27 protein-coding genes are annotated in these 24689 nt (G+C 62.0%); 9 read left to right on the top strand and 18 right to left on the bottom strand.

Translation table 11 applies throughout. The features are described 5' to 3' along the window. Positions 1 to 156 precede the first annotated feature (156 nt). The 6 genes from ACSSVH_RS16665 to ACSSVH_RS16640 form a co-directional block, all read right to left on the bottom strand. Complete coding sequence (locus ACSSVH_RS16665) at positions 157 to 558, bottom strand: response regulator (RefSeq protein WP_169952618.1); 402 nt, start codon at positions 556 to 558, stop codon at positions 157 to 159. A gap of 247 nt (positions 559 to 805) precedes the next feature. Continuing rightward, on the bottom strand, positions 806 to 2137 hold the full coding sequence (locus tag ACSSVH_RS16660; protein ID WP_169952616.1) for a deoxyguanosinetriphosphate triphosphohydrolase: 1332 nt from the start codon (positions 2135 to 2137) through the stop codon (positions 806 to 808). 72 nt (positions 2138 to 2209) lie between these two features. After that, complete coding sequence (locus tag ACSSVH_RS16655) at positions 2210 to 3373, bottom strand: EAL domain-containing protein (RefSeq protein ID WP_492633503.1); 1164 nt, start codon at positions 3371 to 3373, stop codon at positions 2210 to 2212. Positions 3374 to 3467: 94 nt separating this feature from the next. Then, positions 3468 to 3809, bottom strand: a complete 342-nt coding sequence (locus ACSSVH_RS16650) for a hypothetical protein (RefSeq protein ID WP_170042825.1) — start codon at positions 3807 to 3809, stop codon at positions 3468 to 3470. Beyond that, positions 3806 to 4192 carry a phage holin family protein gene (locus ACSSVH_RS16645; protein WP_169952610.1) on the bottom strand — a complete coding sequence of 129 codons (387 nt, stop codon included), beginning with the start codon at positions 4190 to 4192 and terminating at the stop codon, positions 3806 to 3808. The genes ACSSVH_RS16650 and ACSSVH_RS16645 overlap by 4 nt, the downstream gene beginning before the upstream one ends. Positions 4193 to 4194: 2 nt before the next feature. After that, positions 4195 to 4509: an ElaB/YgaM/YqjD family protein gene (locus ACSSVH_RS16640; protein WP_029298079.1), complete on the bottom strand. Its 315-nt coding sequence runs from the start codon at positions 4507 to 4509 to the stop codon at positions 4195 to 4197. Positions 4510 to 4864: 355 nt separating this feature from the next. Between ACSSVH_RS16640 and ACSSVH_RS16635 the strand changes: the two genes are divergently transcribed. Next, the gene (locus ACSSVH_RS16635) at positions 4865 to 6073 is read left to right on the top strand and encodes an ammonium transporter (protein WP_492633502.1); all 1209 of its coding nucleotides are present in this window, start codon (positions 4865 to 4867) and stop codon (positions 6071 to 6073) included. Here the strand turns inward: ACSSVH_RS16635 and ACSSVH_RS16630 are convergent. Next, positions 6060 to 7796 carry a cation:proton antiporter gene (locus tag ACSSVH_RS16630; RefSeq protein ID WP_492633501.1) on the bottom strand — a complete coding sequence of 579 codons (1737 nt, stop codon included), beginning with the start codon at positions 7794 to 7796 and terminating at the stop codon, positions 6060 to 6062. The genes ACSSVH_RS16635 and ACSSVH_RS16630 overlap by 14 nt on opposite strands. Positions 7797 to 7944: 148 nt before the next feature. Between ACSSVH_RS16630 and ACSSVH_RS16625 the strand changes: the two genes are divergently transcribed. From ACSSVH_RS16625 to ACSSVH_RS16615, 3 genes are all read left to right on the top strand, one after another. Then, complete coding sequence (locus ACSSVH_RS16625; RefSeq protein WP_169952603.1) at positions 7945 to 8181, top strand: glutaredoxin family protein; 237 nt, start codon at positions 7945 to 7947, stop codon at positions 8179 to 8181. A 75-nt stretch (positions 8182 to 8256) separates the two neighbouring features. Continuing rightward, positions 8257 to 8592, top strand: a complete 336-nt coding sequence (locus ACSSVH_RS16620) for a transcriptional regulator (protein ID WP_169952600.1) — start codon at positions 8257 to 8259, stop codon at positions 8590 to 8592. A 48-nt stretch (positions 8593 to 8640) separates the two neighbouring features. Then, entirely contained in the window at positions 8641 to 9531 is an 891-nt protein-coding gene (locus ACSSVH_RS16615; RefSeq protein ID WP_492633500.1) for a pseudouridine synthase, read from the top strand. A 68-nt stretch (positions 9532 to 9599) separates the two neighbouring features. Here the strand turns inward: ACSSVH_RS16615 and ACSSVH_RS16610 are convergent, their stop codons facing one another. Both ACSSVH_RS16610 and mobA read right to left on the bottom strand, forming a co-directional pair. Further along, positions 9600 to 9821, bottom strand: coding sequence for a YgdI/YgdR family lipoprotein (locus tag ACSSVH_RS16610; RefSeq protein WP_029298091.1), 222 nt, complete (start codon positions 9819 to 9821; stop codon positions 9600 to 9602). Between the two features lie 81 nt (positions 9822 to 9902). Continuing rightward, positions 9903 to 10505 carry a molybdenum cofactor guanylyltransferase MobA gene (mobA, locus tag ACSSVH_RS16605; protein ID WP_492633499.1) on the bottom strand — a complete coding sequence of 201 codons (603 nt, stop codon included), beginning with the start codon at positions 10503 to 10505 and terminating at the stop codon, positions 9903 to 9905. Positions 10506 to 10581: 76 nt separating this feature from the next. Here mobA and moaB point away from each other — a divergent pair, with 76 nt between their 5' ends. The 3 genes from moaB (at position 10582) to yegS (ending at position 13321) form a co-directional block, all read left to right on the top strand. Further along, entirely contained in the window at positions 10582 to 11121 is a 540-nt protein-coding gene (gene moaB / locus ACSSVH_RS16600) for a molybdenum cofactor biosynthesis protein B (RefSeq protein ID WP_029298095.1), read from the top strand. Next, complete coding sequence (locus ACSSVH_RS16595; RefSeq protein WP_492633498.1) at positions 11105 to 12331, top strand: molybdopterin molybdotransferase MoeA; 1227 nt, start codon at positions 11105 to 11107, stop codon at positions 12329 to 12331. The genes moaB and ACSSVH_RS16595 overlap by 17 nt, the downstream gene beginning before the upstream one ends. An 87-nt stretch (positions 12332 to 12418) precedes the next feature. Further along, positions 12419 to 13321: a lipid kinase YegS gene (gene yegS, locus ACSSVH_RS16590; RefSeq protein ID WP_169952589.1), complete on the top strand. Its 903-nt coding sequence runs from the start codon at positions 12419 to 12421 to the stop codon at positions 13319 to 13321. Here the strand turns inward: yegS and ACSSVH_RS16585 are convergent. The 3 genes from ACSSVH_RS16585 to ACSSVH_RS16575 form a co-directional block, all read right to left on the bottom strand. After that, positions 13305 to 13964, bottom strand: a complete 660-nt coding sequence (locus tag ACSSVH_RS16585) for a response regulator (protein ID WP_169952586.1) — start codon at positions 13962 to 13964, stop codon at positions 13305 to 13307. The two genes, yegS and ACSSVH_RS16585, sit on opposite strands and share 17 nt — an antisense overlap. Next, positions 13961 to 14854 carry a sensor histidine kinase gene (locus tag ACSSVH_RS16580; protein ID WP_170042827.1) on the bottom strand — a complete coding sequence of 298 codons (894 nt, stop codon included), beginning with the start codon at positions 14852 to 14854 and terminating at the stop codon, positions 13961 to 13963. Before ACSSVH_RS16580 ends, ACSSVH_RS16585 begins: the two co-directional genes overlap by 4 nt. Before the next feature lie 332 nt (positions 14855 to 15186). Next, positions 15187 to 15636, bottom strand: coding sequence for a hypothetical protein (locus ACSSVH_RS16575; protein WP_169952581.1), 450 nt, complete (start codon positions 15634 to 15636; stop codon positions 15187 to 15189). 551 nt (positions 15637 to 16187) lie between these two features. On the opposite strand from ACSSVH_RS16575, the gene ACSSVH_RS16570 reads away from it, so the two are divergent. Further along, on the top strand, positions 16188 to 17123 hold the full coding sequence (locus ACSSVH_RS16570) for a chemotaxis protein CheV (RefSeq protein ID WP_057960227.1): 936 nt from the start codon (positions 16188 to 16190) through the stop codon (positions 17121 to 17123). A gap of 91 nt (positions 17124 to 17214) precedes the next feature. After that, positions 17215 to 18021: an MOSC domain-containing protein gene (locus ACSSVH_RS16565; protein WP_169952575.1), complete on the top strand. Its 807-nt coding sequence runs from the start codon at positions 17215 to 17217 to the stop codon at positions 18019 to 18021. 63 nt (positions 18022 to 18084) lie between these two features. On the opposite strand, the gene ppnP is transcribed toward ACSSVH_RS16565, so the two are convergent. From ppnP to atuC, 6 genes are all read right to left on the bottom strand, one after another. After that, on the bottom strand, positions 18085 to 18369 hold the full coding sequence (gene ppnP / locus ACSSVH_RS16560; protein WP_169952573.1) for a pyrimidine/purine nucleoside phosphorylase: 285 nt from the start codon (positions 18367 to 18369) through the stop codon (positions 18085 to 18087). Between the two features lie 48 nt (positions 18370 to 18417). After that, on the bottom strand, positions 18418 to 18960 hold the full coding sequence (locus tag ACSSVH_RS16555) for a 3'-5' exonuclease (RefSeq protein WP_169952571.1): 543 nt from the start codon (positions 18958 to 18960) through the stop codon (positions 18418 to 18420). 70 nt (positions 18961 to 19030) lie between these two features. Then, positions 19031 to 20965, bottom strand: coding sequence for an acetyl/propionyl/methylcrotonyl-CoA carboxylase subunit alpha (locus tag ACSSVH_RS16550; protein ID WP_492633497.1), 1935 nt, complete (start codon positions 20963 to 20965; stop codon positions 19031 to 19033). 148 nt (positions 20966 to 21113) lie between these two features. Next, complete coding sequence (locus ACSSVH_RS16545; protein WP_492633496.1) at positions 21114 to 21896, bottom strand: enoyl-CoA hydratase/isomerase family protein; 783 nt, start codon at positions 21894 to 21896, stop codon at positions 21114 to 21116. Then, entirely contained in the window at positions 21893 to 23050 is a 1158-nt protein-coding gene (gene atuD / locus ACSSVH_RS16540; protein ID WP_172313936.1) for a citronellyl-CoA dehydrogenase, read from the bottom strand. The genes ACSSVH_RS16545 and atuD overlap by 4 nt, the downstream gene beginning before the upstream one ends. 20 nt (positions 23051 to 23070) lie before the next feature. After that, positions 23071 to 24687: a geranyl-CoA carboxylase subunit beta gene (gene atuC / locus ACSSVH_RS16535; protein WP_170042831.1), complete on the bottom strand. Its 1617-nt coding sequence runs from the start codon at positions 24685 to 24687 to the stop codon at positions 23071 to 23073. Positions 24688 to 24689 lie beyond the last annotated feature (2 nt).

Here is a 24689-nt window from a genome sequence, read left to right as displayed (position 1 = left end):
TTGTAAGAGGGATGGGGGCGATATTTCATTTGTGAATGCGTTTAATGTCCTACGTTAAATTTTGAAAAGTTACTTTGGCAGCTCTCGGTATGTTGATGCAGTAGGGTACTTCAGCTTTGCCGGGTGATTTGGGGGTAAATGCCAGATGGGGACTCGTTAGTCGTGGGCTAGCGCTGATTGGTTGATCAATTCGATCCAGGCTTCTTTGTTCAAGGGCTTAGCCAAATATCCAAGCAGGCGCAAGTCACGTTGTATTGCCAGGGTTTTCAAATATTCCAGTTCGAGGGCGGGCAGGCCACTTAGCAATACAGCACTTTTGACAAAGCCTGCATGGCTGGCTATCTCCACCAGCTCCAACCCGGTGAGGTCGGGCAGGCATTGGTCACATAACATCACGTCGAAGGGGACCTCGGTTGTACGCATCAACTTGATTGCCTGCTCGGCATTTGCGGCGGGTGTCAGTTGGTCGTAGCCGAAACTCTTGAGCAGGCACTGAATGGCCAGGAGTTGAAACGGGTGATCTTCCACCAGCAGGATGCGCAATTGTCGTTCGGGCATAGGAAGTTCCGTGGAAGTAGCTGTAGGTGCAAAGATGCCAGCCAGTGCCTGTGTCTGTTTGCCCTGTGAGCAAGACGTCGGGCTATCTTGGGTTTGCGTGAATGTAGGAGCTGAGCGCTGGGGTGGATAAGAGAGGGGTGATTATTCATCGGGTGTTGGGGCAAATTCGATCAGGCTGCTCTGGTGCTTGCGTAGGTCGATTCTTCGAGGCAAGCGCCCAGGCAGGAAAACCTGCCTGGGCCATGGGTCATTGAGGGTAGGAGCGCCCGGTCATTTCCCGGGCCATCTCACTGGCGTAGCTATCGGTCATGCCGGCGATGAAGTCGATCATGCGCAGGAATGAGCGATGCAGCGGCCAGTCAGGATGGGGTGCGCTGTTGCCCAGCAAATCCAGGACGCGTCGATTCTTGAAGGATGGAGTACGGCCGCCATGCTGTTCCAGGGCAGCGCCGCAGAAGGTGTTCAGCAGGATCTCCAGGGTGGTGTAGGCGCCGATCTCATGCAGGGTCTTGCGCTTGTCCTGGAAGATTTTCTTGCGTGCCATGTCCTTGGCATTCAGTACACAACGTTTGGCCGGGCCATGCATATGTTCCACCAGGTCGCCTTGCAGGGTCCCGGCCAGCAGCGCCTGCTGTTGCTCGACGAACGCCCGCGCGGCGGCGTTGGTCAGGTGCTCGATGGCCTTGCCCCGCAGGATCGCGAGTTTGCGTCGCCTGGAGTCCTGGGGCCCCAGTTGCCGGTAGGTTTCCGGCAGGTCATCGCCCACCAGGTTCAGCAGCAGCGACTCGACCTCGGCGTACTCCAGCAAGTCCATCTCCAGGCCGTCTTCCAGGTCGATCAAGGCGTAGCAGATGTCGTCGGCGGCCTCCATCAGGTACACCAGTGGGTGGCGTGCCCAGCGTTGTTCCTCGAGTTGCGGCAGGCCGAGTTTCTGGGCGATCTGTTCAAGGATCGGCAATTCGCTCTGGTAGCAGCCGAACTTGTGTTTCTTGTAGCCCAGGGAGTCGGCGTGGCGGGCGGTCCATGGGTATTTGAGGTAGGTGCCCAGGGTGGCGTAGGTCAGGCGCGTACCGCCGTCGAACTGGTGATATTCCAATTGCGTCAGCACGCGGAACCCTTGCGCGTTGCCTTCGAAATTGAGGAAGTCATTGCGCTCGGCGCTGCTCATGTCGTCCAGCCAGCCACGGCCGGCTGCCTGCTGGAACCAGTGGCGGATTGCATCTTCGCCGGAATGGCCGAACGGCGGGTTGCCGATGTCATGGGCCAGGCAGGCCGATTGCACCACCATGCCCAGGTCGCTGGGGTCGCACCAGTCAGGCAGGGCGCTGCGAATGGTTTCGCCCACGCGCATGCCCAGGGAGCGCCCCACGCAACTGACTTCCAGCGAATGGGTCAGCCGGGTGTGGATATGATCGTTGCTGGTCACCGGATGGACCTGGGTCTTGCGGCCCAGGCGCCTAAAGGCCCCGGAGAAGATGATCCGGTCATGGTCTTTGTGAAACGGGCTGCGGCCCAGCTCTTCTGGGCTGTGCAGCGGTTTTCCAAGGCGTTCGCGGGTAAGCAGGGTAGGCCAATCCAAGGCGAGGGCTCTCCGTGGGATGAATGTCGACCCCCAGCTTCCCGGTTCGGCGGGCCTGGAGCAAGCGAAAAACTACAGGCCGGCGGCGTCAATATCGATTAACAGCAGGCGCTGACCGTTATCGAAGAATTGTCCTGCTGTCAGGCAGTATTGATTGGTCGTGGCATCGCGGTAGGTACTGGACAGAATCAAACGGCGTTCCTCCCAACCTTCGGCCAGCAGGTGATAGAAGTAAGGGCGCCATGACCAGTTGTGGCCCAGGTAGTGGCTGTCGGCTTGCCAGGCATCCTGGCGCCACTCGAAGTTGGGGGTCAGTTGGGTGCCGTGGCGATCGCACTGATAAAACCGCAGCAGCCGGGGAAAGCCCGGCAGCCAGGGCAATTGACTGAGAGGCTCCTGGGCCAGCGCCCAGCCTTGCAGGATCTGCATCAGTTCGATCAGTTGCTGGCGCAGCAGCATGATTCGCCCGCGCTCGGCCAGTTTGTGCTGCACGTAAGCCTGGCGCAGCACGGCGAAACGCGGGACGAATGCGTCGGCGGCGAACCACTCCAGTTGCGCCTGGGCAAACAGGTAGCCCTGGACATACCGTGCGCCACATTCAAGGGCAAAGCGCAGTTGCGCTTCGGTTTCCACGCCTTCGGCAATGATCCAGCATCCGGTTTTTTCCGCCATTTGCGCCAGGGCGCGCACCACCTCACCGCTGGGTCCGCCGAGGGCCGCTGCCTGGAACAGGCGCATATCCAGCTTGAGGATATCCGGGCGCAGGGCAAGGACCCGATCCAGTTGGGAATACCCGGCGCCAAAGTCATCAATGGCAATCCGCGCTCCCGCCTCGCGGTAGCGGGCGACGACCTCGGCCAGGCGCTGGCTGTCGCCTCCCAGTTCAGTGATCTCAAACACGATGCGCTTTGGATCGACGTCATGGGCTTGTAGCTGTTTCAGGCTGGGCAGGGCTTGACCCGGTCGCAGCAGGGTGATCCAGCGTGGCGAGATATTGAGGCTCATGAACCAGTCTTCAGGCGCCTCATGCAGGCGGCTCAGGGCGTTGTCGCGGATCTTGCGATCCAGGCGCCGCAGCGCCGAAGTGGGCGTGCGGGCATCGGCGAACAGGGGGCCGACCGAGTGCAGTTGGCCATCTGCCTGGCGCAGGCGGCCCAGTGCTTCCACCCCGGCAATGCGCCCGGTGGCGGTGTCAATAAATGGTTGGAAACAGGCGAGCGGTTGCCCGTCAATCACAGAGCCTCCTTAGGGTGCTTCGGCATGAAAAAAGCCCGGTACCTGTAGGGAGGGAACCGGGCCTGATCCGTTTGCAAGAATGCAGCCAATTGTCTCAGGACTTGCGGGAGGCACCCTGCATCGCGAGCTTGATCAAGGGGATCAGCCCCGCACCGAGCCTTACCAGGCGGGTCATGGTGCCGATGCTGCCACCCTTGGCGCCTTTGCCGGTGAAGAATCCCAGCAGGGTCACAGCGGCGACGCCCCACAGCGGCGCATGCTTGATCCCGAACCCGTCCTGCCAGCTTTGGCCCAGGTTGCGCACCTTTTGCAAGGGCAGCAGCAATTGCTGGGACTCGTGGCGAATTTCCTGGCGGTGCATTTCCATGCGCAGGCGGATCAAGGCCTTGCGCATTTCCCGCCGGGAATTGGTTTGCGGCAGTTCAGTCAGGCTCATGGCAGCAGGCGCTCCCGGTCATTGGCCAACTCTTCGAGGGTGGCGTGGAAAGGCGTGGATTCATCGAACACCGCGGCCTTCAAGCGCAACCCGCAGAACGCTGCGGCGAGTACGTAAAACACGCATAGGCTGATGATTCCGGTCAGGCGATAGGTATCCCAGACCAGGATCATGACCAGCGCCGACAACCCCACCAGCAGCAACAGGGCGAACACCAGTGCCAGTCCGGCAAACAGCAGCAGGCTGACGGTGCGTGCCTTCTGTTCCTGCAACTCGATGCCGAACAGCTCGACATGGCTGTGCAGCAAGCCCAGGACAGCCGCGCCGAGGCGCCGCGATGAGGAACTTGGGCCCGTGGACGAGCCGGTTTCGCCGATAGACATGATTAGCGCCTTGTAGCCAGCAGGCCGATCAGAAAGCCCACGCCGGCAGCGATGCCAACGGATTGCCAAGGGTTGGCCTGTACATAATCCTCGGTGGCGGTGACCGCCGCCTTGCCGCGTTCGCGCAGGGAATCTTCGGTCAATTTCAGGGTTTCCCGGGCCTGCAGCAGGCTGTCGTGGATCTTCGAGCGCAGTTCATCAGCCTGGTCACCGGCCAGAATCGCGGTGTCATCCAGCAGCTTTTCGGTGTCGCTGACCAGGGTCTGGAAATCTTCCATCAGTATTTCTTGAGCAGTCTTCGCCGTTTTTCTGGCCATGGTTATCTCCGTGAGTGGCTGTCTGGTGCTTGAACGGGGTTTTGCTTGAGAGTCGCCGGCATTGCTGAAGGTTCACTGCAATTGTCTGGTACAGCTTTTGCTTTGCCATGGTGCGCCAGCCCAAAGGTTTGCGCGCAATGCGGGCGGTTTCGGCCAAAGCCTTGAAAAACCTTACCCTAAATCACTAAAACCCGTGGAAAAACCCGCAAGTCATTGCTGTCTTCAACAGTCGTCGCGCCAAAGCGGTTCATATCCTCTGTAGAAGGGTAGAGCACGCAGTGCCAATTTAGTGCGCGATCGTAGGGCGATGAACTGCTTTGGTGCTTTTTCCTCAACTGCAGGCCTGCCAATCCCCATGGAAAATGTGCAAAGCGCGGTGGACACCTTGGTCCACAGCTCCAATACGCTGTTTATTCTGATCGGCGCGGTGATGGTCCTGGCGATGCATGCCGGCTTCGCGTTCCTGGAAGTCGGGACGGTACGGCAGAAGAACCAGGTCAACGCGTTGTCGAAAATCCTCAGTGACTTTGCGGTCTCGACCCTGGCCTATTTCTTTATAGGCTATTGGATCTCTTATGGGGTCAGCTTTATGCAGCCGGCCGCGGTGCTCAGTGCCGACCATGGCTACGGCCTGGTGAAGTTCTTCTTCCTGCTGACCTTCGCAGCGGCCATCCCGGCGATCATCTCCGGGGGGATTGCCGAGCGGGCGCGCTTTGTTCCACAGCTGTGTGCCACGGCGTTGATCGTGGCGTTCATCTACCCGTTTTTCGAGGGCATGGTGTGGAATGGCAACTTCGGCCTGCAAGCCTGGTTGCTGGCGACCTTTGGTGCGACGTTCCACGACTTTGCCGGTTCCGTGGTGGTGCACGCCATGGGTGGTTGGCTGGCGCTGGCGGCGGTGTTGCTGCTGGGCCCACGCCAGGGTCGCTATCGCGATGGGCGCCTGGTGGCGTTCGCGCCTTCGAGCATCCCGTTCCTGGCGCTGGGATCGTGGATATTGATCGTCGGCTGGTTCGGTTTCAACGTCATGAGCGCGCAGACCTTGTCCGAGGTGAGCGGGTTGGTGGCGGTCAATTCGCTGATGGCCATGGTGGGCGGCACCGTGGCGGCACTGGTGATCGGGCGTAATGACCCGGGCTTCCTGCACAACGGCCCGTTGGCCGGGCTGGTGGCGATCTGCGCGGGCTCCGACCTGATGCATCCGGTGGGCGCGCTGGTTACCGGTGTGGTGGCTGGCGGCTTGTTCGTCTGGTGCTTTATCGCGGCCCAGGACCGGTGGAAGATCGATGATGTGCTGGGTGTCTGGCCGCTGCATGGCCTGTGTGGCGTGTGGGGCGGGATTGCCTGCGGGATTTTCGGCCAGAGCGCCTTGGGTGGGTTGGGCGGCGTAAGCCTGATCAGCCAGTTGATCGGCACCGCCCTGGGAGTGGTGGTGGCCCTGGCTGGCGGGTTGCTGGTGTACGGCGTGCTCAAGCGCATCTGCGGCCTGCGCTTGAGCCAGGAAGAGGAGTACTACGGCGCGGACTTGTCGATCCATAAGATTGGCGCCGTCAGTCAGGATTGATCGGGTCTGCACGGTTGTCGTCGGTGTGCTGGTAGAAACCGTGGAGCAAGCGGTAGCGGTTGCGCCGCACTTCGTCGACCCGGTCGCGCACCTGCTGGTCGGGCAGGCCGAGCATGATCATCGCGTGCGAGGCGAGCATCAGGCTTGACTCCAGTAGCTCGGGCACCACTTCACTGGCCCCGGCGGCTTTCAGTTCAGTCAACTGGCTGTCGTCGCGGGTGCGCACCAGGATCGGCACTTTATGGTTGATCCGCCGTGCTTCCTTGAGCACCGCCAGGGCCACGTCGCTATTGTCCACGGCAATCACCACCAGGCGCGCGCGCTCCAGGCCGACGGCGCTGAGCAAGGCACCGCGCCGGCAATCACCATAATGCACGCTGCTGTCCTCGGTGGAGGCTTCCTGCACGCGCTCGGGGTCATCGTCCAGGGCAATGAACGCTTGTTGTTCACGGCGCAGGAAGCGCCCGATGGATTGACCGACCCGGCCATAGCCGCAGATCACCACATGCCCGCGTAGCTCAGCATTGAGCGCGGTGATGGCCTCCAGTTGCACTTGCTGGTTGGGTTTGCGATGCAGGCGCAGCGCGATCGCGGGCGCGGCCCGCAGCAGCAAGGGCGTGAGCAGCATGGAGCAGAACGTCGCTGCCAGTAGCAGGCTGCTGATTTCGCCGGGCAGCATATTGCTCAATTGCATCTGCGCCATCAGCGCAAAGCAGAACTCGCCGCCCTGAGCCAGCGCCAGGCCACTGCGCCAGGCGGTTTCGCTGTCGCTGCCGCGCAGCTTGACCAGCGCGGCGACGATGCAGCCCTTGATCAACATCAGCGCCAGGGTCAGCCCGAGGATCTGCAGGCTGTGGCTGATGAACAGCTGCAAGTCGATCAGCATGCCGATACTGACAAAGAACAGCCCCAGGAGAATGTCGCGAAACGGTCGGATATCCGCTTCGATCTGGTGCCGGTAATGGCTTTCCCCCAGCAGCATGCCCGCCAGGAACGCGCCGAGGGCCGGCGACAGGCCCAGCAGGTGCGTGAGCCAGGCCGTGAGTAGCACGATCACCAGGGCCAGCAGTACGAACAGCTCCGCCGAATGCGAGGCGGCCACTTCGTGGAACAGGCGCGGCAGCAGCCAACGGCTTGCAAGCAGCAGGCCGAGGAACAGCACCACGGTCTTGCCCAGGGTCAGCGGCAGAGCCCAGTACCAGGCCTGCTCGCTGCTGCCGGCGAACACCGGCACCAGGGTCAGCAACAGCACCGCGACCACGTCCTGGAACAACAGCACGCCTATTGCGTTTTGCCCATGGCTACTGAAAATCTCCCCCAGGCTGGTCAGCTCCTTGCTCACAATCGCGGTGGATGACAGCGCGAGCCCTGCCCCCAGCAGCAATGCGGCCACCGGCGACATGCCCATCAACAGTAGCAAGGCGCCCAGCACTACGGCGCAGCACAACACTTGCAGGCTGCCGAGGCCAAACACCACCCGGCGCAGGCTGAGCATCTTGGACAGGGAAAACTCCAGGCCCAGGGAAAACAGCAGGAACACCACGCCCAGTTCGGCGAGGTCTGGCAGGTCTTCGCTGTCATTGACCCAGTCCAGGGCGGTTGGCCCGACGGCCAGGCCCACGCACAGGTAGCCGAGCACTGGCGGCAGTTGCAGCCGGCGGAACAGTGCAATGACGACCAGGGATGAGGCAAGAATGATCAGCAGGTTGGCAAACACAGACATCTCCGTCGGGGTGTTGCAGGAAAAAAGCCGCGAGAATCGCTGAATCAGTTATAGGCCATGGTGATCTGGATCAGGTCTTTGGCATGACTCGACGAGGTTTTTCCCGCGGCCTAGAATGAGGACCTGTTTCTTATCGGGTCTGTACATCATGCCTCCTGAATGCCAGTTGTTCGGCACCCTGGGCTGCCATCTGTGTGAGCTTGCCGAAGATGAAATCATGCCGTTGGTCGAACATGGGCTGTTGGTCGAGTTGGTGGATATCGCTGATTCCGAAGCACTGTTCGAAGCCTACGGCCTAAGTATTCCGGTGCTTCGCCGGGTGGATACCGGGGCGGAACTGGGTTGGCCGTTCGACACTGAACAGGTGGTCGCCTTTCTAATCTAGCGCCATCCCCATGGTAGGTTGCTGATTATTCGGTTACTGTATGTTTGTACAGCGATTGAGTGAGAGGGAACGCCCGTGGTGAATGTCGAACAACTGAAAAGCAGCGTCAACCGCATGTCCGTCGACGTCGTGCGCGATGCTGTGAATGAGCTGCGGCTCGATGGCCTGGTCACGGAAGGCAAGACGCCGTTCAACAAAGTGCATTTCAATACCTGCTTTGCCGAAATCGAAGCATTGTTCCAGCGCGCCGGTTATCACAAGCAACTGGACGTGGTGGGGTACCAAGGCTTGCTGTATGCCTTGTACGACCCTGGCCGCTGGGAGGCGGTGGACGTGCTGCGCTGGCTCAAGGAATTCACCGAGGCTGCCAGTGCTTCGCCGGTGTTGCGGGCCGAATTGGTCAGGGCTTGAGCTTCTGGGGGATAATGCCCCCTTTGTTTCCAGGCCTTGAGCGTACGCATGTCCGATACCGGTTTTTCCGCTGCCCAGAACCAAGCCAGTACCTTGTATCTGCCGCCTGGCCCCTGGGTGACGGTACTCGATTGCCTGTGCGAGCATTTTCGCGCCATCGGCCGCGAGCAGTGGCTGGACCGCATCGCCCGTGGCCGGGTGCTGGATGGCAACGGCCAGCCCATCGGCGTGGACCTGGCCTACAAGGAAGGCTTGCGCATCCACTACTTTCGCGAAGTGCCGGATGAAAAACCGATCCCGGTGCAGGAAACCATCCTGTACGCCGATGAGCATCTGGTGGTGGCCGACAAGCCGCACTTCCTGCCAGTGACGCCCGCCGGCGAATATGTCGAGCAGACTTTACTGCGCCGCCTGATCCGTAGCCTGGATAACCCGTCGCTGGTGCCGTTGCATCGCATTGATCGTCATACCGCAGGGCTGGTGTTGTTCTCGGCCAACCCGCAAAGCCGCTCGGCGTATCAGCAACTGTTCCCCACCCGCCAGATCGATAAAATCTACGAAGCCATTGCCCCGGCCTTGCCTGCGCTGATATTCCCGCTGGTGCACAAGAGTCGCCTGGTGGAGGGCGAACCGTTCTTCCGCATGCAGGAAGGGCCCGGTGCAAGCAACACGGAAACGGCGGTGCAGGTGCGCGAAAAAAACGGCGACCTGTGGCGCTATGGCCTGTTTCCGGTGACCGGCAAGAAACATCAACTGCGCGTGCATATGACGGCGCTGGGCGCGAGCATCTGCAACGACCCGTTTTATCCCGAGGTCATCAAGGATGCCGTGGATGACTACGCCAACCCGCTCAAGTTGCTGGCCCAGGGTGTGCGGTTTATCGACCCGGTAACCGGCGAGCAGCGCAGTTTCAGCAGCAGAATCGTGCTGGACTGGTGATATTTCCCACGCGCCAGATACAACAAAGCCCGCTCAAAAGCGGGCTTTGTTGTATCTGGCGTTAAGACTTACAGGTCTTTAACGGTGCGAACCTGATCCTTGTTGATGCGGGTACGCTTGCCATCCAGTTGTTCGAATTCGTAGAAGCCCGAATCCTGATCGAATTTAGGGGTGTCGACAGCCTGGATTTCGCGACCGTCATTCAGGGTGATCACTGTTGGCGAGGCGCAACCGGCGAGGGTGGCAAGGCCCAGTGCAAGCATGAGAGCGGCGATGGTCCGTTGAGTCATGAGTCTTCTCCGAGAGTAATGCTGTGTTGAGTTCTGACCTTGTGACGTGTGCAACGTCGGCAAAGTTCCTTGTTCTAGCACTCATTCTGACACGCCGGGGCGTGGGTGCAACAACTCTGGTGTATTGAGGTTGGCCAGGCGCGGATCGTTTTCGGCGCATTCGAGCGCCTTTGCCCCCAGTTTCAGCAGGATCTGGCGCGGGCTGCGCTCTGCAGCCTGCCAGGCGCGCTCCACATCACCGCGCAGGCGCGTCGGTATGACGCAGAGCAAAGGCTCCCAGAACTCGCCATGGCGGATCATCACCGGCACCTGTGGGTGCTGCCGTGCGGTGTCGAGCAGGTCTGCCAGCAACTGCCCATCGATGTGCGGCACATCACAGGGCAAGATCAATAGATGTTCATGGCGCGCGGCGGCCAGCCCGGCGCGGATACCGGCCAAGGGGCCCGGGAAGTCAGGACTGTCGTCGCTTACCAACTGGTCGCCATAGGCAGCGTACTGCACCTGGTTGCGGTTGCAGGAGATGATCAAGTCATCGGTCAACGGCCGCACCAACTGGTGCAGGTGAGCAATCAGCGGTTGCCCGTGCCAGTCGAGCAGGCCCTTGTCCTGGCCGCCCATGCGCTGGCCGCGACCGCCGGCCAGCAACAGGATCGAGCAGGGCAGGGGCGAAGAATTGAATGGCATGACGGCTCCGCGCAGGCAGTGAAATAGGGGCCTGTGATATAACATCGGGCTGTTTCTTAGACAATCGGACCGAGCCATGAAAGCCAAGGCTGATGCGCCTTTCGTACCTCTTAACATCGCTGTACTGACCGTCAGCGATACCCGCACCCTGGAAACCGATACCTCCGGGCAAGTCTTCGTTGACCGCCTGCTCGCGGCCGGCCACCGCCTGGCCGAGCGGGTACTGCTCAAAGATGACCTCTACAAAATCCGTGCGCAAGTGGCGCACTGGATCGCCGAGGACGTGGTGCAAGTGGTGTTGATCACCGGCGGTACCGGCTTTACCGGCCGCGACAGCACCCCGGAAGCTGTCAGTTGCCTGCTGGACAAGCAGGTGGATGGGTTTGGCGAGCTGTTCCGGCAGATCTCGGTGGCTGATATCGGCACCTCCACCGTGCAGTCCCGCGCCCTGGCCGGCCTGGCCAATGGCACCCTGGTGTGCTGCCTGCCGGGCTCCACCAACGCGGTGCGTACCGGTTGGGACGGGATTCTCGCCGAACAACTGGATGCCCGCCATCGCCCGTGCAATTTTGTGCCGCACCTCAAGCTGGCCGAACCGTGTGAATCCCGTGGATAAGCCGGGAAAGACCGGCGCGTTGATGCCGGTAGAAGAAGCACTTGAGCGCTTGTTGAACATGGCCGAGGCCGCGCCAATCCGTGAGCAGCAATACCTGCCATTGGCTGAGTGCGACGGGCGCGTATTGGCTGAGGCGCTGGTCTCCACCCTTGACCTGCCGCCCTGGCCCAACAGTGCGATGGACGGCTACGCCTTGCGCACTGCCGATTGGACGGGTGAGCCGCTGCCGGTGAGCCAGCGTATTTTCGCCGGGCAAGCCCCGGAGCCCCTGGCGGCGGGGACCTGCGCGCGGATCTTCACCGGCGCCCCGGTCCCGCAAGGCGCTGACTGCGTAGAAATGCAGGAAAACGCCGAGGTGCAAGCCGACCAGCGCGTGCGCTTCACCCAGGCGCTGCACGTGGGGCAAAACATCCGGCCCAAGGGCCAGGAGACTACGGTCGGCGAAGAAGTCCTGACGGCGGGTACGCGGCTCGGCCCGATTGAACTGGGCCTGGCGGCCTCCCTGGGGCGCGACGGCCTGGCGGTGGTGCGGCGCGTGCGTGTGGCGGTGCTGTCGACGGGCGATGAATTGATCGAGCCCGGCCTGCCGTTGGGGCCGGGGCAGATCTACAACAGCAACCGGCGGGTGTTGTGCAGCTGGTTGCAACGCCTGGGTTGCGAGGTGATCGACGCGGGTATCCTGCCCGATGACCTGGAGCTGACCCGTACCCGCCTCGGCGCACTGGGTTCGGTGGACCTGATTTTGTCCACTGGCGGGGTCTCGGTGGGAGAGGCGGATTTCCTCGGTATCGCACTGCGCGAGGAGGGCGAACTGGCCTTGTGGAAGCTGGCGATCAAGCCTGGCAAACCGCTGACATTCGGCCACTTCCGCGGCGTGCCGGTGATCGGTCTGCCGGGGAACCCGGCGTCCACCCTGGTCACGTTCGCCCTGTTGGCACGGCCATACCTGTTGCGCCGCCAGGGGGTCGAGGTGGTGCAGCCCCTGCGTTTCGAGGTGCCGGTAGGGTTCGTCTGGGCCAAGCCGGGCAACCGTCGCGAATACCTGCGCGGGCGCCTGGAGCAAGGGCGGGCGGTGATCTACCAGAACCAGAGTTCTGGTGTATTGCGCAGCGCCGCCTGGGCCGAGGGTTTGGTGGAAGTACGGGAGGGCAGCACCTTGGCCATCGGTGACCGGGTGAATTTCATTCCCCTGAGTGAAGTGTTGGGCTGAAGAATTAATTTACAGCCCAATGGCTTTTTTCTGACTGCTGAAGGTCAACATCCCTCAGGTCCCCTCCAAAGATAGGAGCTTCACCCCATGAGCAAACCCAAGGCACTGTTGATTCTGCACGGCAAGCAAGCCCTCAACGAAGACGTGCGGGCGGCAGTGCAAGGCAAGCGCGAGCAGGGGTGGGAGCTGGCGGTGCGTGTCACCTGGGAGGGCGGCGATGCCCAGCGCTTGGTAGGTGAAGCCCTGGATGCCGGCTACACACGCCTGATCGCGGGCGGCGGCGACGGCACCTTGCGCGACGTGGCCGAGGCCATGGCACGCGCCAAGACTGACGCCAGCCTGGTGCTGATGCCCCTGGGCACCGCCAATGACTTCGCCCGGGCGGCCGGGGTGCCGCTGGAGCCGCGCCTGGCGCTGGAGCTGCTGGACGTGGCGCCGCAAGCCATCGACCTGGGGGAGGTGGGCGGGCAGGTGTTCCTCAATATGGCCACCGGCGGCTTTGGCAGCCAGGTTACCGCCAACACCTCCGAAGACCTGAAAAAGGTATTGGGTGGCGCGGCCTATCTGTTCACCGGCCTGTCGCGTTTCAGCGAGCTGCGGGCCGCCTATGGGGAACTGGTGGGCCCGGACTTCCATTGGCGCGGCGAGTTGCTGGCCCTGGGCATCGGCAACGGTCGCCAGGCCGGGGGCGGACATGAGCTGTGCCCGGGCGCCCTGGCCGATGATGGCCTGCTGGATATCAGCATCCTGCCCGCGCCCCAGGAAGTGGTCGGCACCTTGCGCAGCCTGATGACCGACGGCTGGGGCCTGGACAACCTGTTCGTACGGGCACGCCTGCCGTGGGTGGAGATCAAGGTGGCCGAAGGGTTGGACATCAACCTCGATGGTGAGCCGCTCAAAGGCGATGACCTGCGTTTTTGCGCCTTGCCCAAGGCCTTGCAGGTGCACTTGCCGGTGGATTCGCCGTTGCTGGCTAATCGTCCAGGCTGATGATTTGTTCGCGCACGGCAAACAGCACCAGGCCGGCCACATCGAAAATCTGCAAGCGCTTCATGATCTGCGAGCGGTGGGCTTCCACGGTCTTGATGCTCAGGCCCAGGCCGTGGGCGATTTCCCGGGTGGACTTGCCGCGCACGATCAGGCGCAGGATTTCCAGCTGGCGTGCCGTCAGGTTGTGGCGCTGTGTAGGAGGTGCCGGGTGTGACTGGCTGTGGATCAAGGCCTGGTTGATCACCGTGTGGGCGATCGCCGGGCTCAGGTAGCGCTCGTTGTTGCGCAGTGCCAGCAGCGCGTGTTCCAGCTCATTGGCGGTGGTGTCCTTGAGCAGGTAGCCGTGGGCACCGGCCTCCAGGGCCCGCATGATCAATTGCGGGTCGGTGTGCATCGAAAGGATCAGCACCTTGCTCTTGGGGTAGGCGTGCTTGAGTTGCTGCAGCGCATCCAGGCCGCTGGTGTGCTTCATCGACAAATCCAGCAGGACGATATCGGGCTGCAAGGCGTCGAATTGTGCGAGCACTTGCGCGCCGTCGTTGGCTTCGCCAATCACCGCATAGCCGGGGATATCGAGGATCAGCGCGCGCACGCCGGCGCGGATCAGTGCGTGGTCATCTACCAGGAGTAAATTGCAGGTCACTCTAGAACCTTAGGGGGACTGGCCCGCTCGAGGGTGCGCGGCGCCCAGGGGAACAGCGCTTCGATCCGCGTGCCAAAGCCGGGTTGGCTATTGACCGTCAGCAGGCCGCCCAGTTGATCAATGCGCTCGGACATGCCCGCCATCCCGCTTTGCCCTGCAAGGCCTGGGTCGGTGGCGGGCGAGAAGCCCTGGCCGTCATCGCTGATAAACAGGGAGAGCCCCTGGGGCAAGCGTCGCAGGCGCACCAGCAGGTTGCGCGCCTGGGCGTGGCGCAGCATGTTGGTCACGGCCTCCTGGGTAATACGGAAGGCTGCCACGGCCATCTCTTCCGGAATCCCGGTCAGGCGTTGCTGGCATTCCAGGCTCCAGTGCACCGGGGTGTTTTCCAGGGTCTTGAGCAGGTGCGCGCGCAGGCTCGCTTCCAGGCCCAGGCTGGTGAGTTGCCGTGGGTTGAGAATGGCCGACACGTCGCGCACTTTGGCCAGGGTTTCGTTGAGGGTGTTGCACAGTACGCCGCACTGTTCCTGCAATTCTGTCGGGAGGCGGCGCTGCAGCCAATCGCTTTGCAGCTTGGCGGCGGTCAGCAATTGGCCGATATCGTCGTGCAATTCGCGGCTGAGGCGATGACGCTCGTTTTCCTGGACCTGCAACAGGCGGTCGGCCAACTCCTGGGGCTGGAACTTGATCGATTTACGCGAGCGCCATCGCTGCAGGCCCGCTGCGGCCAGGGCGGCGAGGTTGAGCAGCAGCAAAAATATCGGCAGCGGCGCTTCGTGGGCATACACCCACAGGCTGACCAGGGTCGCGCACAGGCACAGGCCAAGCGTGACCCAACGGGTAGTGCCCGGGGAGACGAACCTGGCGATAAGTGACTTGGGGCTGGCGTACATAGCAGATGGAGCCGATGGAGGTTCGCTGCGGGTAGACCGGTCATGACCGCTGGCCGGGCTCTGTTTGGAAAGCGAGTGAGTTGGGTGTTGGTTCGAGGGGCTTCTCGGATTTTCTTACATCTGGGGCAGCCACGTCGAGCGCGGTAATAGTACCACCAACAATTACCGTTGGTCGCCTGTGCAGTACTTAGTTCAGCGAGCCCAAGTTGTACTATTAAACGAGACTTGCATCGTTATTACCAATACAGGCTTATTGATAGTTGGCTGGCTAAATACCTTCCGCAGACTTAGTTGGTCGCCCGCTGGCGGCCTGGCTTAATCGCACGAAAGGTTTAGGAGGCGCAGTGCAAGGATTGGCGAAAGTGCGTGCCAGCGTCCTTCTGGGGAATCTGCTGGGCAACGGTTTCAATCAAGATGGTTTGCTCGGCGTCATCCAGGCTGAGTTTACCGGTCTTGATATCGATCAATTCCAACTGCCAGGCCAGTAGCGTCAGGCAGTCATGCAGGGCGGCAAGTGCCGCGTCGTGGAGTTGCATCGGGCTTTGGGCGTTGCTGATCAGGTCCTGGATGTGCCGGGAAAAATTGCCAATGGCTGGCAGCGCCATGGCATCGGCTTTTTCGGCAAGTTTGACCAAGCTGCTTTTCATGCAATCGATGGCGTCGTTATCGTTGCGGATCAAATGCAGGTGGCTCAGGCATTCCTCTGACTTGGCCAGCAGCATTTCTGCCTCCAGGAGGAACTCGGGAAGTGCGTCTTGCCACTCTTTACCGTCGTTCATCATGAAAGTCTCCACAACATACGGTCAGATAATGAGATGTAGCACCGTAGCAACGGCTTCAAACTAGCGCCGAAATATGACCGGAATCTGTAGTTCGTTTCTGAATTTTGAGTAGTACTTTTATTTGAGTGATCAGCGTCGCGATGGCTGGCGCTGCGTGCAGTGGAAACAACCAGGGGTGTTCGCATGACTTCGATTGCCCAGGCGATAACGCCTGGAAGGCCCTTGGGCCGCGGGCTTGCGATAGCAAACAAAAGCCTGACTCCATTCATGCAATGAGAATGGCGTCACATTAATGGCTATTGGATATTGCGAATATCAGGTTGGACCTGATTGCGACTAGGGGAATCCCCTAGATGGCGGAACCTTGTGACCGTTTGAGGGTCTGGCGGCGCCGCTTGACTCCCGGATGGGAGGTGATGCCAGTAAAGCATGATGTCAGTGTGACATCAATGCATTTACGTGGCATTTTACCCAGGGTCAAGGTCTGGCGCCGTCTGCCGATAACCTTCTCCAGTAGGCAGCAAATCTTTCAGCACACCCAGGAGTCTTCAATGGCTGGCATTCTCGACACGGTAGATCAACGCACGCAATTGGTGGGTGAGAATCGCCTGGAGATCCTCATGTTTCGCCTGGCCGGGCGTCAGTTGTTCGCGATCAACGTGTTCAAGGTGCAGGAAGTCCTGCAGTTGCCCAAGCTGACCCTGATGCCACAGCGCCACCCGTTTGTCTGCGGCGTGGTCAACCTGCGCGGCCAGACCCTGCCGGTGATCGACCTGTCCCAGGCCATCGGCATGCGTCCGCTGGTGCCGGGGCCCAACAGCACCATTATCGTTACCGAGTACAACCGCTCGGTGCAGGCCTTCCTGGTGGGCGGCGTCGACCGCATCGTCAACATGACTTGGGAGTCGATCCTGCCTCCGCCGGCCAGCGCCGGTCGCCAGCACTACCTCACGGCCATCAGCAAGGTGGATGAGCAGTTGGTAGAAATCATCGACGTGGAAAAAGTCCTCGCCGAGATCGTGCCCTACAACGCCAAGGTCTCCCGGGAAAAACTCGAGGACCCGGTCCTCGAACGTGCCCGTGGCCGCGAAGTGTTGCTGGTGGATGACTCCAACGTGGCCCTGTCGCAACTGCGTGACACCCTGGGTCAACTGGGGGTGAAGATGCATATCGCCAGTGATGGCCTCAAGGCCTTGAACATGCTCAAGGCGTGGGCGGACAGCGGCCAGGTAATGACCGACAAGTTGCTGATGATCTTCACCGACGCCGAAATGCCCGAGATGGACGGCTACCGCCTGACCACCGAGATCCGCAACGACCCGCGCCTGCGTGGCCTCTATGTGGTGTTGCATACCTCGTTGTCCGGCAGCTTCAACGATTCGATGGTGAAGAAGGTCGGTTGCGACAACTTCCTCTCCAAATTCCAGCCCGACAAGTTGGTGGATGTGGTGCGCCAGCGCCTGATGCTGGACGAAGTCCCAGCCTGATACCTTCTGGCCACGTTGCCGACCGGGGAAGTTTTGATTCTGGCAGCGTGCTCGTATAGGGTGACGTTTTTGTTCACAGGAACCCAGGCTCATGCTTCGTCTCAGCGCGTTGTATCGGTACCCCTTGAAGTCGGGCAAGGCAGAGACCTTGGCGCATATCGGCCTGGATAAACTGGGGCTGGACGGGGATCGACGCTGGATGTTGGTGGACGAGGCCAGCGGGCGCTTCCTGACCCAGCGCGCAGTAGCGCAGATGAGTCAGTTGTCGGCCCTCTGGAACGGCGCTGGAGGCCTGACCTTGAGTGCTGCTGGCCAGCCCACGCTGGACGTGGCATTGCCCGGCGCTGACGCCGAGTTGCGCGGTGTGACCATCTGGCGCGACACCCTGCGGGTTCCCGATGCCGGCGATGAAGCCGCGCGCTGGGTCAGCGACTTTATCGGCAAACCGACCCGCCTGGTGCAGGTGCCCCTGGAGCGCGCGCGCACTACGGCGGCCGGCTATGGCAAGGATGATGACCAAGTGGCATTCGCCGACGGTTTCCCGCTATTGCTGATCGGCCAGGCGTCCCTCGACGACTTGTCGCAGCGCATCGGCCGGCCCATGGAAATGCTGCGCTTTCGCCCCAACCTGGTGATCGAAGGCAGTGAGGCCTTTGCCGAGGACGGCTGGAAGCGCCTGCGCATCGGGGAGGTAGAGTTCCGGGTGGTCAAGTCCTGCTCGCGGTGCATCCTCACCACCATCGACCCGGCAACGGGTGAGCGCAGCGCCGACCGCCAGCCGCTGGCGACCCTGGAAACCTACCGCAAGGAGCCCGATGGCGTGATGTTCGGCCAGAACCTGGTCAATGACGGGGTGGGCCACCTGGAAGTCGGTATGCCGGTGACGATCCTCGAGTAACCCAGTCCCCATGAAAAATGCCCGTCTCAGCGAGACGGGCATTTTTTTGTGCGCGGGAAAGGCTTAGCCGCGGTATTCGCACAGGTAGGCGGTGTCTACAGCCACCTTGAGCTGGAACTTGCTGTCGGCAGGCACATTGAACTGGCTGCCGGCGGCGAAGGTTTCCCAGCTGTCGCTGCCTGGCAGCTTGACGGTCAGCGCGCCCGAGACCACGTGCATGATTTCACGCTGGGCGGTGCCGAACTCGTATTCACCCGGGGCCATGACGCCGATGGTCGCCGGACCTTCAGGGGTGCCGAAGGCGATCGACTTGACGGTGCCGTCGAAGTACTCATTGACTTTGAACATGGGTGAATCCTCGAAAAAAGGGGCAAGAAAGGTCGGCCAGTATGCCTTCTACACGGGCAAAATCAACGGCAGCAAACGCGCCGTATTGCGCGCATCTTCCAGTGCCCGGTGTTGCTGGCCGTTGAACTGCATGCCCGCCAGTTGCAGGGCGCCATTGAGCCCCAATGGCTTGTCCAGGCGCCGGGCTTTGGCGAAGCGTTGCTTGAGGTTCACATGGGGCGTCTGGGCCAGCACGCTGGCCAGGCCATGGCGCTGCCACTCCAGTTCCAGTTGCTGGCGATCATAGTCACCCCAACTGGCCCAGCTTTCCAGGCGCGGATGATGCTGGCCCAGCCAGCGCTCAAACAGTGGCCAGACCTCGGTCAAGGGCGCCGCGCTGTCGATATTGGCCTGGCTGATGTGCGTCAACTGGCGGCAGAACGGCGTCAACAATGGCCGGCGCAAGGGCCGCACGAAGCGCTGGAAATGGTCCAGCTCGCGGCCCTGGCGGTTGACCAGGCTCACGCCGATCTCGATGATTTCCATCTCCGACACGGGCCAGCCGCCGTCATCCGTTGTGGCTTCAAGATCAATAATCAGCCAATCAGGCATCGCAGGTTCCCGTACTCATCCCTTTCTGATGGGGATAGAGCGTAGCCAAGCCTGGTAGTTCCGCCCAGGGCTACTCGATCTGCAGCAATACCTGGCGATTACGCACTTGATCGCCGGCGGTGACTGCAATGGCCTTGACCACCCCATCGATCCCTGCCTTGAGCGGGTGCTCCATTTTCATCGCTTCAAGCACCAGCAACAGTTGGCCCTTGCTCACCACATCCCCCTCCTGCACCTGCAGCAGGGTGATGGCACCGTCCATCGGCGCCTTGACCGTGCCGCTGCTGGCGGCCTCTTCCCGACTGGCCACGGTTTGCGTCTGGTTGCTCACGCACAGGCTGTGACCTGAGTACAACAGCCAGAGCTGGGAGCCGTGCAGGTGATAGGCAAGCCGCCGCCGGATGCCGTTGATGACCAGGCTGGCCCAGCGCCCGTCGCTGCCCTTGATGTGGATATCGACAGCGCCGACTTGCACGTGATCCTGCGCCAATACCCGCACGCTGACCTCATGACGCTGCTCATCAACACCCAGGCGATAGGTCCAGGGCACGCTGGCATTGTTGCGCCAGCCCGCCAGGGCAGGGTGATGCGCTGCCGCGCTGTGCCGATAGAACAGTGCGGCGGCCACTGCCAGTTGTTCGTCGCTGATGGCGGGGCGGGCAATGTCGCTGAAGTGTTCGGCGATGAACCCGGTGCTGAAATCCGCCGCGACAAACTGCGGGTGCTCGAGCAAGTCCACCAGTAAGCGCTGATTGCTGGCAATCCCCAGCAGCACGCAGTCCTGCACCGCGCGCAGCAGCTTGCGCCGCGCCTCTTCGCGGGTGGCGCCGTGGGCGATGATCTTGCCCAGCATCGGGTCATAAAACGGGCTGATGCGCTGTGAGGCCAGCAAGCCATGATCGACCCGCACCCCGGCCGCCGGCTCCCAGCGCAGCACCTCGCCGGTTTGTGGCAGGAAACCCTGGGCCGGGTCCTCGGCGTACAGGCGCACCTCCATGGCGTGCCCGCTCAGCGTCACTTGCTCCTGGCGCAAGGGCAGGGGCTGGCCGGCGGCGATTTGCAGTTGCCAGTCCACCAGGTCCAGGCCGGTGATCAGTTCGGTGACCGGGTGTTCCACCTGCAGGCGGGTGTTCATCTCCAGGAAATAGAAGCGTCCGTCCCGGTCCAGCAGGAACTCCACGGTGCCGGCGCCGACATACTCCACGGCGCGCCCGGCCTTGAGCGCCGCTTCGCCCATGGCCTGGCGCAGCTCGCTGGTCATGACCGGGCAGGGCGCTTCTTCGATGACCTTCTGATGGCGGCGCTGCACCGAACAATCACGCTCGCCCAGGTAGATCAGGTTGCCGTGGGTGTCGCCGAACAGCTGGATTTCCACATGGCGCGGCGCGATCAGTGCCTGCTCCAGAATCAACTCGTCGCTGCCAAAGGCATTGAGGGCTTCGGAGCGTGCGGTGTGCAGTTGTTCGAGCAACTGCGCAGCCGTGTGCACCAGGCGCATGCCGCGTCCGCCGCCGCCGGCACTGGCCTTGATCATCAGTGGGTAACCGATGCGCTCGGCTTCGCTTTGCAGGGTGGCGTCGTCCTGCGCGCTGCCCTGGTAGCCGGCAATACACGGCACACCAGCGGCGAGCATGGCGATTTTCGACAGGCGCTTGCTGCCCATCAACTCGATGGCGTGGGCACTGGGCCCGATGAACACCAGGCCGGCGGCGAGGCAGGCCTTGGCGAACTCCGGGTTTTCCGAGAGAAAGCCATAGCCTGGATGCACCGCGTCCGCGCCGGTGAGGCGTGCGGCCTCGAGGATGGCCGGGATGTTCAGGTACGACTGCTGCACCGGGGCTGGGCCGATGTTCACGGCTTCGTCGGCCATGTGTACGTGCAGGGCGTCGGCGTCGGCCTCGCTATAGACCGCCACGGTGCGGTAGCCCAGGGCTTGGGCGGTGCGCTGGATCCGGCAGGCGATTTCGCCGCGGTTGGCGATCAGTATTTTATTGAAACTGGGCATTTTCGGTCCCTGTTTGATTGGTTGCGCAGGTGCGGGCTTGTGTGGGAGCTGGCTTGCCCGCGATTGCATCATCTCGGTATCCCTGACAGACCGAGGTGCCCGCATCGCAGGCAAGCCAGCTCCCACAGGGAATGTGGTGTTTTCAAGATCAACTCACCCACCTGGCCTTGCGCTTCTGAACAAACGCCCGCGTCCCCTCGATTCCTTCTTCCCCCGTCACCGCCTCAGCAAACCAATCGGCAGCCTGATCCAGCAGCAGTTCCAACGGTTGATCCAGGCTCTGGAGCAACAGCGCCTTGGTCTGCGCATTGGCGCGCGGTGCACAACGCAATACCTGCCCCAACACCTCATCCAGGCGCTGCGCCAACCCTTGGGGGTCATGCTCGACAAAATGCACCAGCCCCAGGCGCTGCGCCTCGACCCCGTCAAACCGCGTCGCAGTCAGCGCCAGGCGCCGGGCCTGGGTCAGGCCGATGCGCCGCACCACAAACGGCGCAATCTGCGCCGGCAGCACGCCCAAACTGGTTTCCGGCAAGCCGAACTGCGCCTGGTGATCGGCGATGGCGATGTCACTGACACACGCCAGGCCAAACCCACCGCCCAACACCGCGCCCTGCAACACCACAATCACCACCTGCGGCAGCGCTTCGACTTCCTGCAACAGCGCGCCAAACACCCGGTTCAGATCACGCAAGCCTTCACGGCTGCCCGCACCGCTCATGTCCTTGATATCGCCGCCTGCACAGAAGTGCCCGCCGGCACCACTGATCACCAATGCCCGCACCTGCTCGTCAGGCGCGACATCCGCCAGTACTGCGCGCAGTTCGCTGACCATCTGCACGCTCATGGCATTGCGGCTCTGCGGGCGGTTGAGGGTGATGTGCAGCACGCCGTTGTGCGGTTCCAGCACCAGGGTTTCACAGGCGTTCACGACTTTTTCCCCGGCAGCGTGCCCATCAGTTTGCAGATGATCCCCAGCATGATCTCGTCGGCGCCGCCACCAATCGAAACCAGCCGCACATCGCGATAGGCGCGGGCCACCGGGTTGTCCCACATAAAGCCCATGCCGCCCCAGTATTGCAGGCAGCTGTCGCTGACTTCGCGGCCCAGGCGCCCGGCCTTGAGCTTGGCCATCGAGGCCAGCCGCGTCACGTCCTGGCCCTTGATGTATTGCTCGGTGGCCTGGTAGACCAGCGCGCGCAGGCATTCGATCTCGGTGGACAGCTCGGCCAGGCGAAAGTGGATCACCTGGTTGTCGATCAGGGCCTTGCCGAAGGTCTGGCGTTCCTTGCAGTAGGCGATGGTGCTGTCGACGCAGGCCTCCAGGCCCTTGATCATATTGGCCGCGCCAAACAGCCGTTCCTCCTGAAATTGCAGCATTTGCATCATGAACCCCGCGCCTTCATGGCCGATGCGGTTGCGCTGGGGCACGCGCACATCATCGAAAAACACCTGGGCGGTTTCCGAGCTGTGCATGCCGAGTTTTTCCAGGGGCGGGCTGACGCTGATCCCGGGGGTGTTCATCGGCACCATGATCAGCGACTTGTTGATATGCGGCTTGCCGTCCGAGGTATTGGCCAGCAGGCAGATAAAGTTGGCGCTGGGGGAGTTGGTGATCCACATCTTGCTGCCGTTGATCACGTAGTCGTCGCCGTCCTTGCGGGCGTGAGTTTTCAAGCCGGCCACGTCGGAGCCGGCACCGGTTTCCGAGACGCCGATGCAGCCCACTTGTTCGCCGCTGATGGCCGGGCGCAGGAACTCATCGCGCAGCTCATCGGAACCAAAACGTGCGAGGGCCGGGGTGCACATATCGGTCTGCACGCCGATGGACATGGGGATACCGCCACAGCGGATGGTGCCGAACTCTTCGGCGGCGACAATCGAGTAGCTGTAGTCCAGGCCCATGCCGCCGAACTTCTCAGGCTTGGAAATGCCCAGCAGGCCGAGGTCGCCGGCCTTGCGGAAAATCTCGTGGATGGGAAAGCGCCCGGCTTTTTCCCAGTCGTCGACGTGGGGGTTGATCTCGCGTTCGACAAAACCCCGTACGGTACGGCGCAGCTCTTCGTGTTCCTGGGTGAAGATCATTTTTATTGTTCTCCTGATCGTTAAAAGCGCGCGGCGCCGAAGCTGTTGGGTTGCAATTGGCGCACCTGGGCTTGCTGGCAGATATCCAGCAGGTAGCCCAGCAGCGTGCGGGTGTCCCGCGGGTCAATCAGCCCGTCGTCCCACAGGTTGGCGCTGCCATACAGGGCCGTGGACTGGCTATCGAGTTTCTGCGCGGTGACCTGTTCGAGCATGTCGAGCACCTTGGGGTCGGGCACCAGGCCGTCTTTCAACTGCTTGGCCTCGGTGACAATGCGCAGCACCTTGCCGGCCTGGGCGCCGCCCATCACGGCGGTGCGGCTGTTGGGCCAGGCGAAGATAAAGCGTGGGTCCAGGCCACGGCCGCACATCGCATAGTTGCCGGCGCCGTAGGAACCGCCGACCACCACCGTGAGCTTGGGCACGCGGGCATTGGCCACCGCCTGGATCATCTTCGCGCCGTGCTTGATCACGCCTTGCTGTTCGGATTCGGTGCCCACCATAAACCCGGTGGTGTTGTGGAAAAACAGCAGCGGCGTCTGGCTCTGGTCGCACAGCTGGATAAATTGCGCGGCCTTGCTCGCGCCCTTGGGCGTGATCGGGCCGTTGTTGCCGATAAACCCGCAGGCCCGGCCCTGGATCTGCAAGTGGCCGCAGACGGTGTGGGCATCGAACTCGCCCTTGAACTCCAGGAAGTTGGAGGCGTCGGCGATACGCGCGATGATTTCCCGTACGTCGTAGGGTTTTTTCGGGTCCTCGGGGATCAAGCCCAGCAGTTCCTCAATCGCATACAGCGGCTCGGCATAGGCCCGCGCCGGCTGGGGCGGCAGCCGGTCGTCCCAGGGCAGCAGGCTGACAATCTCACGCACGATACGCACCCCATCGGCGTCGTTTTGTGCCAGGTATTCGGCGGTGCCGGCGGTTTGCGCATGCATCTGGGCGCCGCCCAGTTCCTCGTCGGTGGCCACTTCGCCGGTGGCGGCCTTGAGCAGCGGCGGGCCGGCCAGGAACAGCTTGGCCTTGCCGCGCACCACCACCACGTAATCCGAAAGCCCCGGCTGATAGGCCCCGCCGGCCGTAGCCGAGCCGTGCACCACGGTGATCTGCGGCAGGCCCATGGCCGACATCCGCGCCTGGTTGGCAAAGCTGCGCGCGCCTTCGACGAAAATCTCCGCTGCGTAATTCAGGTTGGCGCCGCCGCTTTCGGCCAGGGTCACCACCGGCAGTTTGTTCTCCATGGCGATCTGTTGCAGGCGCAGGGATTTCTTCAGGCCGCTGGGGGATATCGTCCCGCCCTTGATTGCGCTGTTATTGGCCACCACCAGCAGGCGCACGCCGCTGACATAACCGATACCGGCAATCAGCCCACCACCGGCGGCGCTGCCGTCCTTGTCGTCGTGCAGCTTATAGCCGGCCAGGCTCGCCAGTTCGAGGAAGGGCGCGCCGGGGTCGAGCAACAGGTTGAGGCGCTCACGGGGCAGCAGTTGACCGCGCTTGTCGAACTTGCCCTTGGCCTCGGCGGCCTTGTCCAACAGGTTCTGTTCCAGTTGGCGCAGGTGGTTGATGGCGCTGAGCATGGCCTCGCGGTTCTGGGCGAACTGCGGGCTGTGGGTGTCGAGTTGGGAGTCGATGACCGGCATGG

Source organism: Pseudomonas sp. HC1(2025) (assembly GCF_058742075.1).
The sequence above is the reverse complement of the archived record's forward strand: the minus strand, read 5'-3'. Positions and strand labels throughout refer to the sequence as shown.

What these genes read in the sequence shown, in the direction of transcription:
- ACSSVH_RS16635 (WP_492633502.1), top strand. Translation starts at nt 4,865, where the DNA reads ATGGAAAATGTGCAAAGCGCGGTGGACACCTTGGTCCACAGCTCCAAT.
- ppnP (WP_169952573.1), bottom strand. Translation starts at nt 18,369, where the DNA reads ATGTTCAAAGTCAATGAGTACTTCGACGGCACCGTCAAGTCGATCGCC.
- mobA (WP_492633499.1), bottom strand. Translation starts at nt 10,505, where the DNA reads ATGCCATTCAATTCTTCGCCCCTGCCCTGCTCGATCCTGTTGCTGGCC.
- ACSSVH_RS16645 (WP_169952610.1), bottom strand. Translation starts at nt 4,192, where the DNA reads ATGTCTATCGGCGAAACCGGCTCGTCCACGGGCCCAAGTTCCTCATCG.
- ACSSVH_RS16565 (WP_169952575.1), top strand. Translation starts at nt 17,215, where the DNA reads ATGCTTCGTCTCAGCGCGTTGTATCGGTACCCCTTGAAGTCGGGCAAG.
- ACSSVH_RS16570 (WP_057960227.1), top strand. Translation starts at nt 16,188, where the DNA reads ATGGCTGGCATTCTCGACACGGTAGATCAACGCACGCAATTGGTGGGT.
- ACSSVH_RS16575 (WP_169952581.1), bottom strand. Translation starts at nt 15,636, where the DNA reads ATGATGAACGACGGTAAAGAGTGGCAAGACGCACTTCCCGAGTTCCTC.
- ACSSVH_RS16630 (WP_492633501.1), bottom strand. Translation starts at nt 7,796, where the DNA reads ATGTCTGTGTTTGCCAACCTGCTGATCATTCTTGCCTCATCCCTGGTC.
- ACSSVH_RS16665 (WP_169952618.1), bottom strand. Translation starts at nt 558, where the DNA reads ATGCCCGAACGACAATTGCGCATCCTGCTGGTGGAAGATCACCCGTTT.
- atuC (WP_170042831.1), bottom strand. Translation starts at nt 24,687, where the DNA reads ATGCCGGTCATCGACTCCCAACTCGACACCCACAGCCCGCAGTTCGCC.
- ACSSVH_RS16615 (WP_492633500.1), top strand. Translation starts at nt 8,641, where the DNA reads ATGTCCGATACCGGTTTTTCCGCTGCCCAGAACCAAGCCAGTACCTTG.
- ACSSVH_RS16640 (WP_029298079.1), bottom strand. Translation starts at nt 4,509, where the DNA reads ATGGCCAGAAAAACGGCGAAGACTGCTCAAGAAATACTGATGGAAGAT.
- ACSSVH_RS16555 (WP_169952571.1), bottom strand. Translation starts at nt 18,960, where the DNA reads ATGCCTGATTGGCTGATTATTGATCTTGAAGCCACAACGGATGACGGC.
- ACSSVH_RS16550 (WP_492633497.1), bottom strand. Translation starts at nt 20,965, where the DNA reads ATGCCCAGTTTCAATAAAATACTGATCGCCAACCGCGGCGAAATCGCC.
- moaB (WP_029298095.1), top strand. Translation starts at nt 10,582, where the DNA reads ATGAAAGCCAAGGCTGATGCGCCTTTCGTACCTCTTAACATCGCTGTA.
- yegS (WP_169952589.1), top strand. Translation starts at nt 12,419, where the DNA reads ATGAGCAAACCCAAGGCACTGTTGATTCTGCACGGCAAGCAAGCCCTC.
- atuD (WP_172313936.1), bottom strand. Translation starts at nt 23,050, where the DNA reads ATGATCTTCACCCAGGAACACGAAGAGCTGCGCCGTACCGTACGGGGT.
- ACSSVH_RS16650 (WP_170042825.1), bottom strand. Translation starts at nt 3,809, where the DNA reads ATGAGCCTGACTGAACTGCCGCAAACCAATTCCCGGCGGGAAATGCGC.
- ACSSVH_RS16610 (WP_029298091.1), bottom strand. Translation starts at nt 9,821, where the DNA reads ATGACTCAACGGACCATCGCCGCTCTCATGCTTGCACTGGGCCTTGCC.
- ACSSVH_RS16580 (WP_170042827.1), bottom strand. Translation starts at nt 14,854, where the DNA reads ATGTACGCCAGCCCCAAGTCACTTATCGCCAGGTTCGTCTCCCCGGGC.
- ACSSVH_RS16625 (WP_169952603.1), top strand. Translation starts at nt 7,945, where the DNA reads ATGCCTCCTGAATGCCAGTTGTTCGGCACCCTGGGCTGCCATCTGTGT.